At 40.1% G+C, this 17,529-nt stretch carries 18 protein-coding genes; 10 read left to right on the top strand and 8 right to left on the bottom strand.

Annotation, left to right across the window (positions count from 1 at the left end):
- Positions 1 to 334 precede the first annotated feature (334 nt).
- The 4 genes from V2H77_RS13265 to V2H77_RS13250 all read left to right on the top strand — a co-directional run bounded on the left by V2H77_RS13265 (position 335) and on the right by V2H77_RS13250 (position 5,491).
- Positions 335 to 1,453 carry a lipase family protein gene (locus V2H77_RS13265; RefSeq protein ID WP_341499173.1) on the top strand — a complete coding sequence of 373 codons (1,119 nt, stop codon included), beginning with the start codon at positions 335 to 337 and terminating at the stop codon, positions 1,451 to 1,453.
- A gap of 501 nt (positions 1,454 to 1,954) precedes the next feature.
- A complete protein-coding gene (locus tag V2H77_RS13260; RefSeq protein WP_341499172.1) occupies positions 1,955 to 3,070 on the top strand; it encodes a lipase family protein in 1,116 nt (371 codons plus the stop codon).
- Between the two features lie 550 nt (positions 3,071 to 3,620).
- On the top strand, positions 3,621 to 4,733 hold the full coding sequence (locus tag V2H77_RS13255) for a lipase family protein (RefSeq protein ID WP_341499171.1): 1,113 nt from the start codon (positions 3,621 to 3,623) through the stop codon (positions 4,731 to 4,733).
- Positions 4,734 to 4,936: 203 nt separating this feature from the next.
- A complete protein-coding gene (locus V2H77_RS13250) occupies positions 4,937 to 5,491 on the top strand; it encodes a GNAT family N-acetyltransferase (RefSeq protein WP_341499170.1) in 555 nt (184 codons plus the stop codon).
- A gap of 91 nt (positions 5,492 to 5,582) precedes the next feature.
- Here the strand turns inward: V2H77_RS13250 and dusC are convergent, their stop codons facing one another.
- A complete protein-coding gene (gene dusC, locus V2H77_RS13245; RefSeq protein ID WP_341499169.1) occupies positions 5,583 to 6,524 on the bottom strand; it encodes a tRNA dihydrouridine(16) synthase DusC in 942 nt (313 codons plus the stop codon).
- Positions 6,525 to 6,527: 3 nt separating this feature from the next.
- Positions 6,528 to 7,814 carry an ATP-dependent RNA helicase RhlE gene (gene rhlE, locus V2H77_RS13240; protein ID WP_341499168.1) on the bottom strand — a complete coding sequence of 429 codons (1,287 nt, stop codon included), beginning with the start codon at positions 7,812 to 7,814 and terminating at the stop codon, positions 6,528 to 6,530.
- Positions 7,815 to 8,116: 302 nt separating this feature from the next.
- On the opposite strand from rhlE, the gene cecR reads away from it, so the two are divergent.
- The 6 genes from cecR to V2H77_RS13210 all read left to right on the top strand — a co-directional run bounded on the left by cecR (position 8,117) and on the right by V2H77_RS13210 (position 14,131).
- Positions 8,117 to 8,803, top strand: coding sequence for a transcriptional regulator CecR (cecR, locus tag V2H77_RS13235; protein WP_132344284.1), 687 nt, complete (start codon positions 8,117 to 8,119; stop codon positions 8,801 to 8,803).
- Between the two features lie 16 nt (positions 8,804 to 8,819).
- Positions 8,820 to 9,812 (top strand): secretion protein HlyD, encoded by a 993-nt coding sequence (gene hlyD / locus V2H77_RS13230; protein ID WP_341499167.1) that lies wholly within the window; start codon positions 8,820 to 8,822, stop codon positions 9,810 to 9,812.
- 9 nt (positions 9,813 to 9,821) lie between these two features.
- Complete coding sequence (locus V2H77_RS13225; protein WP_341499166.1) at positions 9,822 to 11,558, top strand: ATP-binding cassette domain-containing protein; 1,737 nt, start codon at positions 9,822 to 9,824, stop codon at positions 11,556 to 11,558.
- Positions 11,555 to 12,715, top strand: coding sequence for an ABC transporter permease (locus V2H77_RS13220; protein ID WP_341499165.1), 1,161 nt, complete (start codon positions 11,555 to 11,557; stop codon positions 12,713 to 12,715). Before V2H77_RS13225 ends, V2H77_RS13220 begins: the two co-directional genes overlap by 4 nt.
- 12 nt (positions 12,716 to 12,727) lie before the next feature.
- Positions 12,728 to 13,834: an ABC transporter permease gene (locus V2H77_RS13215; RefSeq protein ID WP_049583482.1), complete on the top strand. Its 1,107-nt coding sequence runs from the start codon at positions 12,728 to 12,730 to the stop codon at positions 13,832 to 13,834.
- A 99-nt stretch (positions 13,835 to 13,933) separates the two neighbouring features.
- A complete protein-coding gene (locus V2H77_RS13210) occupies positions 13,934 to 14,131 on the top strand; it encodes a hypothetical protein (RefSeq protein ID WP_341499163.1) in 198 nt (65 codons plus the stop codon).
- Here V2H77_RS13210 and V2H77_RS13205 read toward each other — a convergent pair.
- The 6 genes from V2H77_RS13205 to moaC all read right to left on the bottom strand — a co-directional run bounded on the left by V2H77_RS13205 (position 14,124) and on the right by moaC (position 17,514).
- Positions 14,124 to 14,531: a Fic family protein gene (locus V2H77_RS13205; RefSeq protein ID WP_341499177.1), complete on the bottom strand. Its 408-nt coding sequence runs from the start codon at positions 14,529 to 14,531 to the stop codon at positions 14,124 to 14,126. The genes V2H77_RS13210 and V2H77_RS13205 overlap by 8 nt on opposite strands.
- A gap of 230 nt (positions 14,532 to 14,761) precedes the next feature.
- On the bottom strand, positions 14,762 to 15,400 hold the full coding sequence (locus tag V2H77_RS13200; RefSeq protein WP_341499162.1) for a hypothetical protein: 639 nt from the start codon (positions 15,398 to 15,400) through the stop codon (positions 14,762 to 14,764).
- Between the two features lie 54 nt (positions 15,401 to 15,454).
- The gene (locus V2H77_RS13195; protein WP_265514610.1) at positions 15,455 to 16,165 is read right to left on the bottom strand and encodes a Bax inhibitor-1/YccA family protein; all 711 of its coding nucleotides are present in this window, start codon (positions 16,163 to 16,165) and stop codon (positions 15,455 to 15,457) included.
- 168 nt (positions 16,166 to 16,333) lie between these two features.
- Positions 16,334 to 16,789, bottom strand: coding sequence for a molybdopterin synthase catalytic subunit MoaE (moaE, locus tag V2H77_RS13190; RefSeq protein ID WP_341499161.1), 456 nt, complete (start codon positions 16,787 to 16,789; stop codon positions 16,334 to 16,336).
- Positions 16,790 to 16,792: 3 nt separating this feature from the next.
- Positions 16,793 to 17,038, bottom strand: coding sequence for a molybdopterin synthase sulfur carrier subunit (moaD, locus tag V2H77_RS13185; protein WP_265380466.1), 246 nt, complete (start codon positions 17,036 to 17,038; stop codon positions 16,793 to 16,795).
- Entirely contained in the window at positions 17,035 to 17,514 is a 480-nt protein-coding gene (gene moaC / locus V2H77_RS13180; protein WP_341499160.1) for a cyclic pyranopterin monophosphate synthase MoaC, read from the bottom strand. The genes moaD and moaC overlap by 4 nt, the downstream gene beginning before the upstream one ends.
- Between the last annotated feature and the right edge of the window lie 15 nt (positions 17,515 to 17,529).

Raw genomic sequence — 17,529 nt, 5'->3', positions numbered from 1 at the left:
ATATATATCGTTAGAATATCATCGATTTATAATCATTCCCAATAATATTATTCACAGCGATAATCTCAAAGCTATTTATCTTTTACTCCCTTTAAATATTAGATATAATCCACAAAAATATAAATAATATTAACATGTAATTATTGAATTTATATTTTTGTTAAATAAAATAATATCAAAAAATCCATATACTCATTTGACATATTTGAAAGTTATCATTAACTTTAAGTTAAATTCTTTTTTTGTCAAAATGGAAGAGAAAAAGAATTAAATCTTGATATTTATACCAATACTTCGCATTAACACTTATGACATGAAAAAATAGGGAGTAAAAATGACTATTTCTCGTGAAGATCAAAAAATAAATCTCGCACTCAGCTTCGTTATTAACTCTGGAGGTATAAAAACTAGCAAACCAGAACCGGGCATTGTTTCGGAAAATATCCAAAGATCATTAGAAAGCAGTAAAGCAACAGCAAATAAATTCACTATCATCTGGGGCCCCGCAGTGTTTCGCGTTGATGACATTAATGCGAAAAAAAGCGTTATAGATAAAAAAGATGATCATGTTCTATTCATTGCGCAAAATCGCCATGAGCCAAATGACTATCGCGTTGTCATTCGGGGATCATGGTCAGATATTAACTGGCTTAATGAAGATATTATTGTCTGTAACACACAAGATTGGGCTCGATGGGATTCAAGATCACCCAAAAATGCCAAAATTGCTCATGGAACCGATATGGCATTAGGCTATGTTATTAATCAAATGAAAAGCAACAACCCTCCCGGTTATGGAGAATCGCTCACTGATGCAATTGATAAAATTGCCCTGAAAGAAGGGATACAAAACATTACTATTACAGGACATAGTTTGGGAGGCGTACTCTCTTCTACCATTGGTTTATATTTAAAGAGGCGGTACTTTGATAAAGGAAATAATAATATTCGGATTAATGTTTGTGCTTTTGCAGGCCCAACGGCTGGTAACGATATTTTCGCATCCTACTCTGAATCTATTTTCAATGACATATCAGTAGCCAGTTATAAAAGTCATTTTCTGAGAATTCATAATAGCATAGATGTCGTTCCCCTGGCTTGGAACACAAAAGATTTGGAGAAAATTAAATCTATCTATCCCGTGTTAACTGTAACAATTAATGCTCTTATCCTCTCTGTCCTTGATAAGAATTACACGCAAATTTTCCCAGATTTCCCTATTCACTCACAGATTCCAATATCACCAATAGTGTCGTTTGATGATTTACTGGTTAATATTGGCAATCAACATATTCATGCCTATATCAAAGAGTATGGCATGAGTTTTATCACCGTTGATGATAATTCAACTATACCGACTGATTACGATATTGTTTTAATCAATGATAGCCTATTCGGAAGTATCATTGATCTCTTCAAATTTCTAACCAAGGGTAAAATCAGTATTACATAACTTTATCTCATTATATATCATATAAGTGGAGCCTTTATTAAAGGTTCCATTCATTGCAATAAACTACTTCCCATAATCAGAATGATATACAAAGTCACTTATACCCGTCATCTTTCAAGTTGCCTCTTTGTTGGCTGCACTCGCTCACCCCGGTCACATCGTTCTCTATGCTCCCGGGGATTCGCTTCCTTGCCGTCGCGATGCATCTTGAAATCCATTGGGTATATATAGCCTTTCAAAGATGTAATGATATTTCCATGTCATTATTTGGCACATCATTTTTATCACCTAGTTTTAATTTCGTAATAAATAATTTACATGTCACCAAACAAGATAATATTAAAAAATCCTTTGCACACATTTGACAGATTTAAAATTCATTATTAACTTTAAAATTAACTATGTTTTTATTTAAACGGAAAATTCAAAAAATCAGACCTTAACGTTTTATTCCAAACATCAGATCAATATTTACCATATAAAAAACTGGAGGGAGTAAAAATGACTATATCTCTTGAAGAGCAAAAATTAAATCTCGCGTTAAGCCTTATTATTAATTCTGGAGAAATTTCTGACAAACCAGACAAAATAAACACCATCAAGTGTGATATTAATAAATCACTTAAAAATAGTAAGACAACGGCAGATAAATTTTCTATCGTTTGGGGACCGGAAGTGTTCCGTATTAATGAAAAGTACCACGATAAAAAATATGATCACGTTGTAATGATTGTGCAAAATATCGATAATCCAAGTGATTATCGCCTTGTCATTCGGGGAACCTGGTCCAGAATTAACGAGCTTGATGAAGATCTTCTTGTAGCGACAACTGTAGACTGGTCAAATTGGGACACAAATATCCCTAAAGAATTTAAAGGCGCTAAGATCTCCTATGGAACAGACTTAGCATTAAAGTCTCTGATTAATGGCAAGCCTCTTAATAAGGATAACACATCACTATCACTAATCGATGAAATTGATAGAATTACCACAGAAGAAGGGAAAGATAAGATACTGAATATTACCGTCACAGGGCACAGTTTGGGCGGCTTATTGGCTTCTACTATTGGTTTATATTTGAAGAGACGATATCTTGATAAAGGAAACGATAATATTCGTATTCAAATATGTACCTTTGCAGCTCCAACTGCCGGTAATAATATTTTCGCATCCTATTCTGAGTCTGTTTTTAGCGGAACATTAATACATAGTTATTACGAAAGCAACTTTCTGAGAATTCATAATAACCATGATATCGTTCCCTTAGCATGGGCTATAAAAGACTTAAAGAAAATTAAAGCTATCTATCCACATCTGGCAATCAAAATACTTGTTGATGCTGTTATTCTCTCTGTCCTCGATAAAAATTATACCCAGCTCTTTCCAGATTACTATTTTACTACAAAGATTCCAGACTCTATTCACGGCTTATTTGATAAGATAGGTTATCAACATATTGATGCATATCCCAAAGGATATGGCATGAGTTTCATTCGAATTGATAATAGTCCAGAGATACCGACTGATTACGATATAGTTGTGGTTAATGATAGCCTATCCGAAAGTATTATTAATCTCTTCAAGTTTCTGACTAAGGATAAAATCGACATTACATAACTTTATTTTATTATGTATATATTTGATTTAAATGGAACCTTTATTAAAGGTTCCATTCATTGCAATAAGTTATACCCGTCATCTTTCAAGTTGCCTCTTTGTTGGCTGCACTCGCTCACCCCGGTCACATAGTTTGCTATGCTCCCGAGGATTCGCTCCCTTGCCGTCGCGATGCATCTTGAAATCCATTGGGTATAATTGAATAGAGTAAATAAATTATTTTTCCTACCTATCACTAATTACGCAATTCACTATCACTCACTTTTGTAGATAACAATATAACTATGCCCTTCACGTTATCATTTCCAACAGCTAATATAATCTTACAAAACCATAGCATAATTTTTATCGGTTATTTTAAAGTTCATAATAGATAATTTATTTTGTTAAATAAAATAACTTTAAAAAATTATATACTCTCTTTTAACAGATTTAAAGATGATTATTAACTTTGACTCTGTTATTTAAATAAAAACCCAAAGTATTGATCATTGATGTTTAAGCTAACACATCAGATCAGCATTCATTATATTAAAAATTGGAAACAAAAATGACAATTTCTCTTGAAGATCAAAAAATAAATCTTGCGTTAGGACTTATTATTAACTCGGGGAGTATAATAACCAATCAACCAGAACCGGCTATCGTTTCAGAAAATATTCAAAAAGCATTAGCAAGTAGTAAAGCAACAGCAAATAGATTCTCTATCGTTTGGGGACCTGCTGTTTTTCGTGTCGGCAGTGTTGATGTTAATAAGAAAAAGAGCGTTTCAGATAAAAAAGATGATCACGTTTTATTCATTGTGAAAGATCTCAATAATCCAAACGATTATCGAATTGTTATTCGCGGATCATGGTCTGCTGTTAACTGGTTTGATGAGAATTTCAATGTAGGCACAACTGAAAACTGGTCAATTTGGGATTCAAAAGCCCCCAAAGATGCTAAAATTTCAAAAGGAACCCATATAACTTTAGACTATATTGTCAACCAAATAAAGAGCAATAACCCTGCTGGTTATGGTGAATCATTGATTGAAGCAGTTGATAAAATTGCTCTGGAAGAAGGCATACATAATATTACCCTTACAGGGCACAGTTTAGGCGGTGTGATGGCCTCTACACTTGGTGTGTATTTAAAGAGACGTTATATTGATAAAGGAAACAATAATATGCGCATTCATGTTTCCTCCTTTGCTGCCCCAACTGCCGGTAACGATGTTTTTGCATCCTATAGTGAATCTGTTTTTAATGGAACATTACTGTCTAGCTATGAAAGTAATTTTCTCCGCATCCACAATCGTAAAGATATCGTTACCCTAGCCTGGAGTGTAAAAGGATTAGAAGAAATTAAGGTTCTCTATCCAATATCAACTCTAATCGTTAATGGTTTTATCTCAGTCGTGAAGGATAAGAATTACACCCAACTTACGCCAGATTTAGCTTTTACTGCGCCTGACTTAAAACCTTCTCAAGGTTTAATTGAAAAACTCGTATCTCAACACATTGATGCTTATGCCAAAGAATATGGTATGAGTTTTATTGTAGTTAATGATCGTGCTAATCCACCGACTGATTACGACATTGTTGTGATTAACGATGGTCAATCTCGCAATATCAGAAATGTCCTCTCATCTATTATTCAAGATGAAGATAATACCTGTTAATTTTATCACATTGAATCTTTTTATAACTTAACCAAAATGGAACCTTGATTAAAGGTTCCATTCTTTTCCCAATATGCCAAAATCATTCATAGTCACCATCATCACATCAATTAAAATTTCTTTGACAAAAATATCACGCAATGATAATAAATCCATCATCATCTGACTTTTTATAAACCAAAACATGACAAAAAGAAGCCAAAATGAAACCCAAAAAGCTAGAAACCAGAAGATTAATATTACATCCTTTAGAAAGTAAGGATTATATACAAATTCAAAAGCTCTTTCCTCAGTGGGAAATTGTTCGTTATCTTACAGCAAGCACCCCGTGGCCCTACCCAGATGATGGCGCCTTGGAATATATAAACAAGATCGCACTACCATCAATGGCAGAAGGAAATGCATGGTTTTGGACTATAAGAAAGAAGGATGATCCATCAATAATAATAGGAATGATATCGCTATATGATCAAGAAAATAATAATAGAGGTTTCTGGCTAGATCCACAATGGCATGGAAACGGGTTTATGACCGAAGCAGTCCAAGTAGTCACTGATTTTTGGTTTAATACCTTAAATCGCAAAATACTCAGAGCATCTAAATCCAGTGACAATATCGCCTCAAGGAAGATATCAATTAAAAGTGGTATGCAATTAATAAAGCTAGAGAATAAAGACTATGTTAGCGGAAGAATGCTTTCGGAAACATGGGAAATAACCCGCGACGAGTGGAATAAAAATAATCCTCAAAAAGAGTAACTACCTTGCATATTTATGGGCATGCTTTTGTTTAAGCACTGTCCAAGTTCGCTCTTTATGGCAAATAAAATAGCCCTATTGGGATAGGCAGTTAATCACCCGTCACACCAGAGATAACATGTGCTATATCAACAGACGTTCTTAACTTTCTTATCTTCTCAAACAACGTTGTCGCCTCTTCATATTCTTTGCGCAAATAACCAAGCCACTGTTTAATACGAGCAACATGATATTGTCCAGTATCACCCTGCTTTTCCAACCGGATATATTTTTGCAATAGTTGAACAATGTCCTGCCAGCACATTTTTGGCTCGTTATATTTCACCACTCGGCTCAAATTAGGAACATGAAGCGCACCCCGCCCAATCATAATTGCCTCACAATCTGTCACACTCAGACAATCCTGCGCGCTTTGCCAATCCCAAATCTCACCATTGGCGATAACCGGAATAGAAAGTCGCTGACGAATTTCACCAATCGCTTGCCAGTTAATCCGCTCCGCTTTGTAACCATCCTGTTTAGTTCGCCCATGAACCGTAATTTCGGTTGCGCCTGCCTGTTGTACCGCATCGGCAATTTCGAATTGCCGATCGCCGCTATCCCAACCCAAGCGAACCTTAACCGTCACAGGCAAATGAGCAGGTACCGCTTCACGTATCGCTTTTGCTCCCTGATAAATCAGTTCAGGATCTTTTAATAATGTCGCTCCACCGCCGCTACCATTGACCGTTTTTGACGGGCAACCGCAATTTAAATCAATGCCATAAGATCCCAATTCAATTGCTCGTGCCGCGTTTTCTGCCAGCCACTGTGGATATTGACCCAAAAGCTGAACCCGCACCAATGTGCCGGACGGTGTCCGGCTTTGGTGACGTAATTCAGGACAAAGCCGATAAAAAGATTTTACTGGCAATAAGCTATCGACAACTCGTAAAAATTCCGTAATGCACAGATCATACTCATTAATCTCACTCAGCAGTTCCCTGACCAAGGAATCCAGCACACCTTCCATCGGAGCCAGTAAAACCCGCATTCATTAACCTCTAGCGTTAGGCGATTTATGGGATGCATCATGATTGCGGCTACGCTGACGCGAAGGTGCGCCAGAACGGCGATGGCTATTTTTCTGCCGATTATCGCCACGTGCCTGACGGCCATTTTGGATAGGTTCAGCCTTGATGGTTGGATCTGGCTCATAACCGGGAATTGCCATACGAGGAATCTCCCGTTTTAGCAAACGCTCAATATCTTTCAACAACTTGTGCTCATCAACACAGACCAAAGAAAGTGCTTGCCCTGTCGCATCTGCCCGACCAGTACGACCGATACGGTGGACATAATCTTCGGCGACATTAGGCAATTCAAAATTCACCACATAAGGCAGTTGATCAATATCCAAACCACGGGCAGCAATATCTGTCGCTACCAGTACTCTGATCCGGCCATCTTTAAAATCAGCCAGCGCACGGGTTCTCGCCCCCTGACTTTTATTACCATGAATGGCAGAAGCTGTTACACCATCTTTATTTAACTGTTCTGCCAAACGGTTGGCGCCATGTTTAGTTCGAGTAAACACCAGAACTTGCTGCCAGTTACGGCTACCGATCAAGAAAGAGAGCAGCTCGCCTTTACGCTTTTTATCGACAAAGTGAACAAACTGTTCAATCTGTTCAGAAGCAGAGTTACGACGCGCAACCTCAACACTAATAGGATCATGCAATAATTTATTGGCTAAGTTTTTGATATCGTCAGAGAAAGTGGCAGAAAACAGCAAATTTTGCCGTTTCGGTGGTAATTTATTCAGCACCCGGCGGATATCATGAATAAATCCCATATCCAGCATACGGTCAGCTTCATCTAATACCAGAATTTCTACCCGCGATAAATCAACGGCATTTTGATGCTCAAGATCCAGTAAACGACCCGGTGTTGCCACCAAAATATCCACACCACCCCGCAATTTCATCATCTGAGGGTTAATGCTAACACCGCCAAAAACAACCAGAGAGCGCAATCTGAGGTATTTACTGTAATCACGTACATTTTCACCCACTTGAGCCGCCAATTCACGGGTTGGCGTCAAGATTAATGCTCTGACTGGCCGACGCCCTTTCACCTGAATAGGAGAATCATTTAACCGTTGCAGCATGGGTAAGGTAAAACCTGCGGTTTTACCCGTGCCTGTTTGAGCACTCGCTAATAAATCTTTACCTGCTAATACGACAGGGATTGCCTGCTGTTGGATCGGCGTTGGAACCGAATAACCTTGTTCTTCAATGGCACGCAAAATATCAGCACTTAAGCCAAGTGATTCAAAACTCATAAATAAGAAATGCTCCAGACTTCACCATTCCTGAACGCTATTCAGGGGCAGTTTTATGGGAAGAAAATCAGACGTGGTAAATACCACAAAGGAAAAAACACAAACTGCAATGCTCCATATCTGAATTATTATATCAGATATACTTTCTGAGGGTGCAACTAAAACTACAGCTATTTACCCGGTAATTTTCATGATCCATAACATTTTTATGCAATTTACATTGATTTACTATAAGTATAGAGTTAACCAATGATTGATATTTTGTTTAAGTCTTTTGATTATTTGCAACAGGATTCATGTCCATGTCAGTCTACAACACCCAAACCGCCAGAGGCGAACAAGCCAAACAACAGCTACTCGAAGCAGCCCTTGAAATTTTCGGGAAATCAGGACTAACCGGTGCGACTACCAGGGAAATCGCATTGCGCGCTCAACAAAACATTGCAGCCATAGCCTACTATTTCGGTTCTAAAGAGGGGCTTTATCAGGCAGTCGCCCAGTATATTACTGATACAATCAAGAAGGAGTTCACTCATCTTTTTAAAGAGATCGATGACTTTTTTTCATCATCAACCACTGGCTCACCGGAAAATATATTGAGATTAATTCACGAAGGATTTCTTGGCGTTAATCGTCTGATGATTGAAAAAGAGAGTATCAATATCAGCCGGATAATGGCCCGAGAACAACTCGCGCCAACGGATGCCTATACTCTAATCCACGAGCAAGCACTAGCGCCCCTCCATAATAGATTAAATAAACTGATTGCCAGCTATATCGGCGCCGATGAACATCAGCTTTCTACCATGCTGCATGCCCACGCGCTAATGGGAGAAATTCTCACTTTCAGAATGGCAAGGGAAACCTTATTACGCCAAACCGGCTGGAATAATATTGGGCCCGAAGAATATAAATTGATTGATCAGATCCTTATCCAGCATATTGATTTATTACTGAATGGACTGAAAAAACATAATTCGAATAAATAAAATAACAGGGAATATCATGTACAACAAAAAGTTCACACTGGCAATATTAGTGGTCGCGGTTATCCTTGGCGCTATTTTAGGAAGTTACTATTATCAAGGTAAGAATGATAAAACTCTGACTCTCTATGGCAATGTAGATATACGTACTGTTAATCTTAGTTTCCGAGTCGGTGGTAAACTCGCCAATCTGCAAGTTGATGAAGGCGATACCATTAAGGCTAATCAAGTGATCGGCCAACTGGACAATGGGCCATTTATTAATGCTCTCAATAAAGCAAAAGCCACTCGTGATAGCGCTAAAGCACGTTTAGCTTTGATGGAAGAGGGTTATCGCACCGAAGAAATAGCCCAAGTACGTTCGGAAGTCGCACAACGTGAAGCTGCCTGGCATTTCGCTGATAGTTTCCTCAAACGCCAGCAAGGCTTGTGGCAAAGCAAAGTTATTTCCGCCAACGAATTAGATGATGCTAAAACTAACCGCAACCAAGCGTTAGCCGCTTTACAAGCAGCAAAAGATAAACTGAACCAGTTCGAAACCGGTTATCGTAAAGAAGAAATTGCAGAAGCCAAAGGCCAACTTGCTCAAGCCGAAGCGGCGGTCGCTCAGGCTGAATTGGATTTACAAGATACTCAACTGACTTCTCCCTCACCGGGTACGATCCTAACCCGCGCCATTGAACCCGGCACTATGCTGGCAGCAGGCAATACGGTGTTTACGCTTTCTCTGACTGACCCGGTTTGGGTTCGAGCTTATATCAGTGAAAGCTATCTTGGGCAGGCAACCCCCGGACGTGAAATTTTACTCTATACTGACAACCGCAAAGATAAACCTTATCACGGCAAAATTGGCTTTATTTCACCCACCGCCGAATTTACGCCAAAAAATGTAGAGACCCCCGATCTACGTACCGATCTAGTCTATCGGTTGCGTATTATTGTCACCGATCCGGATGATGCCCTGCGTCAAGGTATGCCTGTCACCCTGCATTTTTCTGATTCAGACAAATAAGGGGCTGTCATGAGCAGCGCTGCATATACGATAAGGTTGGAAAAAGTCGAGAAAACTTTTCCTAATTTGAGTCATCCTGCGGTATCCAGCTTAACCGCTGAAATCTACGGCGGCTCTGTTACCGGCCTTGTAGGGCCGGATGGAGCGGGAAAAACGACGCTGATACGCATGTTAGCGGGTTTACTGAAACCCGATAGTGGTTCTATTGAAATAATGGGGCTTGATCCGATAAAAAATGGCGTACAAGTGCGTTTCGAACTGGGCTATATGCCGCAGAAATTTGGCCTGTATGAAGATCTCACCGTATTAGAAAACCTGAATCTATATGCGGATCTGCGTGGCGTACTGGGTGATGAACGTAAAAAAACCTATGAGCAATTACTTACGTTTACCGATCTGACCCGTTTTACCGGGCGACTGGCAGGCAAACTTTCAGGCGGTATGAAGCAAAAACTGGGGCTTGCCTGTACTCTGCTTGGCAAACCCAAAGTTCTGTTGCTGGATGAGCCCGGCGTTGGCGTTGACCCAATAGCCCGCCGCGAACTCTGGCGCATGGTTCACGAGCTGGCAGATGATGGCATGCTAATCCTCTGGAGTACTTCTTATCTGGATGAAGCTGAGCAGTGTCGTGATGTCCTATTACTTAATCAAGGAAAGTTGCTCTACAACGGACAGCCGCAAAAACTGACCCAAAAGATGTACGGACGTTCTTTTCTACTTGATACCAAACAGAATTCCCGTAGAAAAACACTGCAACACGCCCTTACCTTGCCGCAAGTAACAGATGGCGTGATTCAGGGGAAATATGTTCGTCTTATTCTCAAACCTGATGTCTCCCCGCAACAATTGCTTAACCGGCTTGAACTACCAGATGCTAAAATTATTAAAGCTGTTCCCCGCTTTGAAGATGCTTTTATCGATTTACTCGGTGGCGGCTCTACCCGTCGTTCGGAATTAGCAGAGATCATGCCGCGGATTGCAGCTAATCCGACAGAAACAGTGATTGAAGCACGGGATTTAACTAAAAAATTTGGCGATTTTGCGGCCACTGACCATGTTGATTTTCAGGTGAAACGCGGAGAAATTTTTGGTCTGCTTGGCCCAAACGGAGCCGGTAAATCCACCACATTCAAAATGATGTGCGGGCTTATGGTACCCACTAGCGGTAAAGCATTGGTATTAGGAATGGATCTGAAAACCAGCTCTGGAAAAGCTCGCCAACATTTGGGTTATATGGCGCAGAAATTTTCTCTGTACGGCAACCTGACGGTTGAACAGAATTTGAAATTCTTTTCCGGCATTTATGGCCTGCAAGGACGTAAACAAAAAGAGAAAATTGACGGCATGATCGACGCTTTCAATCTCAAATCTGTTTTACATCAAACCACCGACGAATTGCCTCTGGGATATAAACAGCGCCTTGCCCTCTCCTGTTCACTGATGCATGAGCCCGATATTCTGTTTCTGGACGAACCGACTTCTGGTGTCGATCCGCAGATACGACGCGAATTCTGGCTACATATCAACGGCATGGTAGATAAAGGCGTCACCGTTATGGTGACCACCCACTTTATGGATGAAGCCGAATATTGTGACCGAATAGGGCTGGTATTCCGCGGTAAATTGATTGCCGCCGGAACACCTGATGATTTGAAACAATTGGTTGCTACCGATGAAAATCCTGATCCATCAATGGAACAGGCATTTATTGATCTGGTCATTAATTATGATGAGGAGCCACAATGAATAGCCCAAAGCAACATGCTCCACAGCAAGCTGTCCGCTTCTCTTGGTGGCGATTGAAAGCACTTTGCATAAAAGAGACAAAACAGATCTTACGCGATCCCACCAGCGGGCTAATTTCTATTGTCATTCCTTTGATTCTGCTATTTATCTTTGGCTATGGTATTAATCTAGATTCTAGTACCGTCCGTCTTGGTATTCTGGTAGAACAACAAAGTAAAGATGCTCGTGAGTTGATACAGGCGTTTGCCGGTTCGCCCTATATTGAACCCAAAATCAGTGATAATCGTCAGCAATTAATTAATATGATGCAATCAGGAGAAATACGTGGACTGGTTGTCATTCCTGTTAATTTCGATACGCAACTTGCCCGCTCCGATGGTAAAGCACAAATTCAGGTGATTACTGACGGCAGTGAACCTAATACCGCAAGCTTTGTACAAAATTATGCCAAAGGAGTATGGCAGATTTGGCTACAACAAAGAGGGCAAGATCTAGGAAACACTGCTAATCCATTGATTGATATGCAAGTTCGTTATTGGTTCAATCCGGCAACAATTAGTCAGCATTTCATCATTCCCGGCGCAATCACCATTATCATCACCGTGGTTGGCGCCATCCTGACGTCATTGGTGGTTGCGCGTGAATGGGAACGCGGTACGATGGAAGCCCTGCTTTCTACTCAAGTTACCCGCACCGAATTACTGCTCTCTAAACTCTTGCCTTATCAATTGCTTGGTTCATTCTCCATGCTGCTCTGTATGCTAGTGGCAGTATTCGTGTTAGATGTACCATACCGAGGCTCGCTGTGGATATTGTCTGCCATCACTAGCCTCTACCTGGCTACCGCCCTTGGTATTGGGCTTTTGATCTCTACGGTGACCCGCAACCAATTTAATGCAGCAATGATAGCGTTGAATGTCGCCTTTCTACCTGCAATTATGCTTTCCGGCTTCATCTTCGAAATAAACAGCATGCCCGCCTTTATTCAGGTAGTGACCTATTTCATCCCGGCTCGTTATTTTGTCAGTAGTTTACATACGCTCTTTCTGGCGGGAAATATCAGCACGGTATTGATGATAAATCTATTATTACTGATCGCCTCCGCTATTGTGTTTATTGGCCTGACTGCATGGAAAACCCAGCGGCGTCTGGATTAAGAAGGAATTAACATGTTTTATCGTCTTTACACCCTGATTATTAAAGAATTGCAGTCTCTACTCAGAGATCCGCAAACACGGGCTATATTGGTTATGCCGGTTATTTTCCAGATGATCTTATTTCCTCTATCAGCAACCCTTGATGTAACTAACGCGACTATTGCTATTTTTGATGAAGACAAAGGTAAAGCTTCTATCGAACTCACCCAACGGCTGGCAAAATCAAAAGCCTTTCCTGACGTGATATTGCTAAACCATTCGCAAGAGATTCAGCCGATAATCGATCACCAGAAAGCCTTATTATTGGTACGATTCCCACAAGATTTCAGTGCTAAGATCGCCAGCCATGACCCAGTTTCTCTCCAGGTATTGCTGGACGGACGCAATTCTAACAGCGCTCAAATTGCTGCGGGCTATATCCAAGAAATTGTCCTGAACTATCAACAGGAGCTAATGGGTAATTTACCAAAAGCCAATAATAGCGAATTGGTGATCCGCAACTGGTATAACCCTAATTTGGATTATAAATGGTTTGTCGTGCCCTCTTTGGTGGCGCTGATTACCACGGTTGGAATATTAACCGTCACCGCGCTGTCAATTGCTCGTGAAAGGGAGCAGGGAACACTGGACCAGTTACTGGTTTCGCCCATGACCACCTGGCAGATTTTCATTGGCAAAGCGGTTCCTGCGGTGATTGTCGCTACCTTTCAGGCAACGTTAGTACTGGCTATTGGTATCTTCTGCTATCAAATCCCCTTTTCGGGTTCACTAACGCTGTTTTACTGCGCCATGCTGATCTACAGTTTATCGCTGGTGGGATTCGGCCTGTTAATCTCTTCCCTTTGTTACACTCAACAACAGGCGTTTATTGGCGTATTTGTCTTTATCATGCCCGCCATCTTAATCTCCGGTTATATCTCTCCGGTTGAAAACATGCCCGGATGGTTACAAGATATCACCTGGATTAATCCTATCTGGCACTTTAACGACATCACCAAGCAAATTTATCTCAAAGATGCCGATTTCACGGTTATCTGGAGGAGTCTATGGCCGCTTTTAGCCATTACTGCCACAACCGGTAATCTTGCTTATTGGTTATTTCGGCGGAAAATTGCCTGATGTGATTACACATGTACAAACTTATATGAAAAGTCGTTATATCCAAGAAGAAAAAATGTGTATAATATCAACAATACGACTCTTGATTAGGGTAAGATTATGAAAAACCCACACTCACAAATTGCCATACAAATTAGGGATAAGGAAAATACAACCAAATATATCTCTGATGCTAATCTAGAAGAACGGATTTGTCGTTCTTTGCGCGCATCTTTTTCTCTCGAAGGTAATAAAGTCAGTGATGAATCATGGAAGAAAATGAGCAAAGCAGCTCAATTCCTGACAAAAATCAACTAATCTCACTAACCGCCTTATTAAATAAGGCGGTTAGATTTCTACTCTTTCCATCAATAGCTCTTCTTACTGCATAATGATAAACACGTTTGTTTTTTACAGAGCCATCCAGTATTTCTGAGTTAAAATCAAATCCCTTAGATAAACATAATATTTGTAAATACAATCTAATAGTTCTACCATTCCCATCTTGGAATGGATGTATCCACGCTAATTCTCTATGAATAATAACCAACTTAGCTACGAGTTCATATTTTGTTGATATTTTATTCATCTCATTACGATTACATGTTCGTAAACAAGCTTTCATTGACTGCGATACATAATAATGTTCCATAGTTGGCCTCTCTCTATCACCGACTACAATAACATCTTTTCTATATTGACCAGCCCAACTGTATATAAATAACTTTCCAAAATGGTGCTACACCTTATCTACCAACAACCCTATGTATAACAATGAGTTAAAGAAAACCATGTGTAGCGGAATTATGAAACCTTATTTATTTCCAAATAACATCTTATGACAATCTACAAACGCCAATTCACCAATAGGTAACGCTCTATTTACTATACCCGTCATCTTTCAAGTTGCCTCTTTGTTGGCTGCACTCACTCACCCCGGTCACATAGTTATCTATGCTCCCGGGGATTCGCTCCTTTGCCGTCGCGATGCATCTTGAAATCCATTGGGTATATATACTCTCGAATAAACTTTCCCACTTTTACTCTGGATAGAATTATTTCAGCCCAATCAAGTTGATACTGATATTTAGCATATATCTTATTTTTAGTGGACAAATATTCATATCTTTCATTAACTCCATCACTTAAAATATAAATCTTATCTTTTTCATTCTTTATTTTAATAGATTTTCCTTTCCCAAAGGGAAAATCATTATGATGAGGCAAGAGATGAAAATACTTTTCATTATTAACACCCAAATCTACACCAACTACTGAACCAAATAATAGCAACGAAGATTTTTTATTAAACAACACACCAACAGAATCACCTAACTGTATATCTCTATTCCGTATTTGTTCTGTAGACTCTTTATATCTTAATATATGAGCAACTGAAAATATAAATTCTTTTGTTTTCAATGTTCCTGAGCCGAAAATTACTTCCTTGGTTCTATTATTCCAATAATAATGGTAACTCATTTTCCCACGAATAGTCTTCTTAATATGAGTAATTGGCTCAATCAATAAAGATACTGTTATGGTATTTTTATTCTTACCAATGGATACAGGTATAAGTTTCGTCATATAAAAATAAGCGTCAGTGTAGCTAAAGTTATTTAACTACACTGAAAATATCAATTAACGGCGATCGCCAAAAATACGCAATAACATCAAGAACATGTTGATAAAATCTAGATACAGCGTCAGTGCGCCAAGAATAGAGAATTTACGCAAATTCTCTTTGTCATTCACATCCAGATCTTCACCCATCTCTTTCAGCTTCTGAGTGTCATAAGCGGTTAAGCCCGCAAAGATAACTACACCAATGTAGGTTACTGCCCACATCAACGCTTCACTCTTTAACCAGAGGTTAATCAGAGAAGCCAAAATGATGCCGATCAACCCCATAAACAAGAAGCTACCAAGACCACTCAGGCTACGTTTGGTGGTATAGCCGTAAACACTTAGCGCGCCAAACATTCCCGCCGTCACGACAAAAGTGCTCGCAATGGAGCCGATAGTATAGATAACAAAAATACTGGAAAGCGTCAGACCGGTCAGAGCTGAATAGAGCATAAACAACCCTGTGGCTAACGAAGCTCCCATGCGATTAATCATGCCAGAGAGGACAAAAACCAACCCAAACTGAGCAATAATTAACCCATAAAATAGTATTGAGTTTGAGAAAATGTATTCAACAACATTCTGATTTTGTGACACATACCAAGCCACAAACGCGGTTAACAACAGACCACAAGTCATCCAACCATAAACCTGGGCCATATAAGTTTGTAGGCCGGTTCCAGCTTGCTGGATTATCGAACCATTAGAGCGTGGATATCGATCCATGAAGCTTACCTTTATATAACGATATTAAAGACCTGGGTTGTTCAGTATCAACAACCCACTTAAGTTTTATACATTAACATAGAATATTAACTATTCAATAATTACTCATATAGAAATCTTTTTACTCAATCCTTTTTCGAAGCGTTTCGCAGAATTTAGCCAACACTTTCACGACCAACGTTTCGCGGCTTCCTGATCACTCTCACGGGATTCAACCCAACGTTCACTATCAGGTAAAAACTCTTTTTTCCAGAAAGGCGCCTGCGTTTTCAAATAATCCATAATAAATTCAGCCGCTTCAAACGCCATATGACGATGAGCGCCAGTTACACCGACAAACACAATCTGATCGCCTGGAGAAAGCGTACCAACCCGATGGACAACACTGATTCGCTGCAACGGCCAACGACTGCGTGCTTCGGTGACAATACGCTGTAACGTTTTTTCCGTCATTCCCGGATAATGTTCCAATCTCAGCGCCCCGACATTATCCCCCAAATTATGATTGCGAACTTTGCCGGTGAAAGTGACGATAGCGCCATCTTCATCACATTGAGCAAGCCATTGATATTCATCCCCTACATCGAAATTTTCCGGCCCAACGAAAATGCGGGTGTTTTCCATTTATTATCCCCCAGTCACTGGCGGGAAGAAGGCCACTTCATCGCCATCTTGTAGTGGGTGCCCGCCATGAACAAGAGATTGGTTTACCGCTGACAACAATTTTCCATCTTCCAACGCCAAGGCCCAACGTTCTCCCTTTGATATTAACGCCTTTCTCAAACCATCAACGGTTGTGTAACGATTATCAAGATCCAGTGAATCAGTACCTACCAGCTCGCGTACCTGAGCAAAAAACAGTACCTTAATCATTGCTCCACCTTAAAATAACCTAATTTTCCACCTATCTTCTCCAGCAAACGAACTGGCCCAATGACCATATCTTTCTGTACTGCTTTACACATATCATAAATGGTCAAAGCCGCGACTGACGCCGCTGTCAGTGCCTCCATTTCAACACCAGTTCTTCCGGTCAGGCGGCAACAAGATTCAATTCTCACCCGGTTATATTCTGTCTGCGCTTCCAACTGGATCTCCACTTTAGTTAGCTGTAATGGATGACAAAGCGGGATTAATTCCCATGTGCGCTTTGCTGCCTGAATACCCGCAATCCTCGCGGTTGCAAACACATCACCTTTATGATGGCTACCCTCAATAATCATTGCCAGTGTTTCCGGCTTCATTTCAACAAAAGCTTCTGCCCGAGCCTCGCGTGATGTTTCCGCTTTAGCGGAAACATCAACCATATGCGCTTCACCGGTAGAACTGATGTGAGTTAATTGAGACATTCTCAGCTCCTGAAA

Origin of the sequence: Photorhabdus sp. P32, assembly GCF_038085095.1 — a bacterium.
Classification (GTDB): domain Bacteria; phylum Pseudomonadota; class Gammaproteobacteria; order Enterobacterales; family Enterobacteriaceae; genus Photorhabdus; species Photorhabdus luminescens.
The sequence above is the reverse complement of the archived record's forward strand: the minus strand, read 5'-3'. Positions and strand labels throughout refer to the sequence as shown.

Excerpts from the sequence above, each read along its gene's own strand:
- V2H77_RS13210 (WP_341499163.1), top strand. The coding sequence starts at position 13,934 with ATGAAAAACCCACACTCACAAATTGCCATACAAATTAGGGATAAGGAA.
- V2H77_RS13215 (WP_049583482.1), top strand. The coding sequence starts at position 12,728 with ATGTTTTATCGTCTTTACACCCTGATTATTAAAGAATTGCAGTCTCTA.
- V2H77_RS13255 (WP_341499171.1), top strand. The coding sequence starts at position 3,621 with ATGACAATTTCTCTTGAAGATCAAAAAATAAATCTTGCGTTAGGACTT.
- V2H77_RS13200 (WP_341499162.1), bottom strand. The coding sequence starts at position 15,400 with ATGACGAAACTTATACCTGTATCCATTGGTAAGAATAAAAATACCATA.
- V2H77_RS13195 (WP_265514610.1), bottom strand. The coding sequence starts at position 16,165 with ATGGATCGATATCCACGCTCTAATGGTTCGATAATCCAGCAAGCTGGA.
- V2H77_RS13260 (WP_341499172.1), top strand. The coding sequence starts at position 1,955 with ATGACTATATCTCTTGAAGAGCAAAAATTAAATCTCGCGTTAAGCCTT.
- V2H77_RS13225 (WP_341499166.1), top strand. The coding sequence starts at position 9,822 with ATGAGCAGCGCTGCATATACGATAAGGTTGGAAAAAGTCGAGAAAACT.
- cecR (WP_132344284.1), top strand. The coding sequence starts at position 8,117 with ATGTCAGTCTACAACACCCAAACCGCCAGAGGCGAACAAGCCAAACAA.
- V2H77_RS13220 (WP_341499165.1), top strand. The coding sequence starts at position 11,555 with ATGAATAGCCCAAAGCAACATGCTCCACAGCAAGCTGTCCGCTTCTCT.
- moaD (WP_265380466.1), bottom strand. The coding sequence starts at position 17,038 with ATGATTAAGGTACTGTTTTTTGCTCAGGTACGCGAGCTGGTAGGTACT.
- moaE (WP_341499161.1), bottom strand. The coding sequence starts at position 16,789 with ATGGAAAACACCCGCATTTTCGTTGGGCCGGAAAATTTCGATGTAGGG.
- rhlE (WP_341499168.1), bottom strand. The coding sequence starts at position 7,814 with ATGAGTTTTGAATCACTTGGCTTAAGTGCTGATATTTTGCGTGCCATT.
- dusC (WP_341499169.1), bottom strand. The coding sequence starts at position 6,524 with ATGCGGGTTTTACTGGCTCCGATGGAAGGTGTGCTGGATTCCTTGGTC.
- moaC (WP_341499160.1), bottom strand. The coding sequence starts at position 17,514 with ATGTCTCAATTAACTCACATCAGTTCTACCGGTGAAGCGCATATGGTT.
- hlyD (WP_341499167.1), top strand. The coding sequence starts at position 8,820 with ATGTACAACAAAAAGTTCACACTGGCAATATTAGTGGTCGCGGTTATC.
- V2H77_RS13265 (WP_341499173.1), top strand. The coding sequence starts at position 335 with ATGACTATTTCTCGTGAAGATCAAAAAATAAATCTCGCACTCAGCTTC.
- V2H77_RS13250 (WP_341499170.1), top strand. The coding sequence starts at position 4,937 with ATGAAACCCAAAAAGCTAGAAACCAGAAGATTAATATTACATCCTTTA.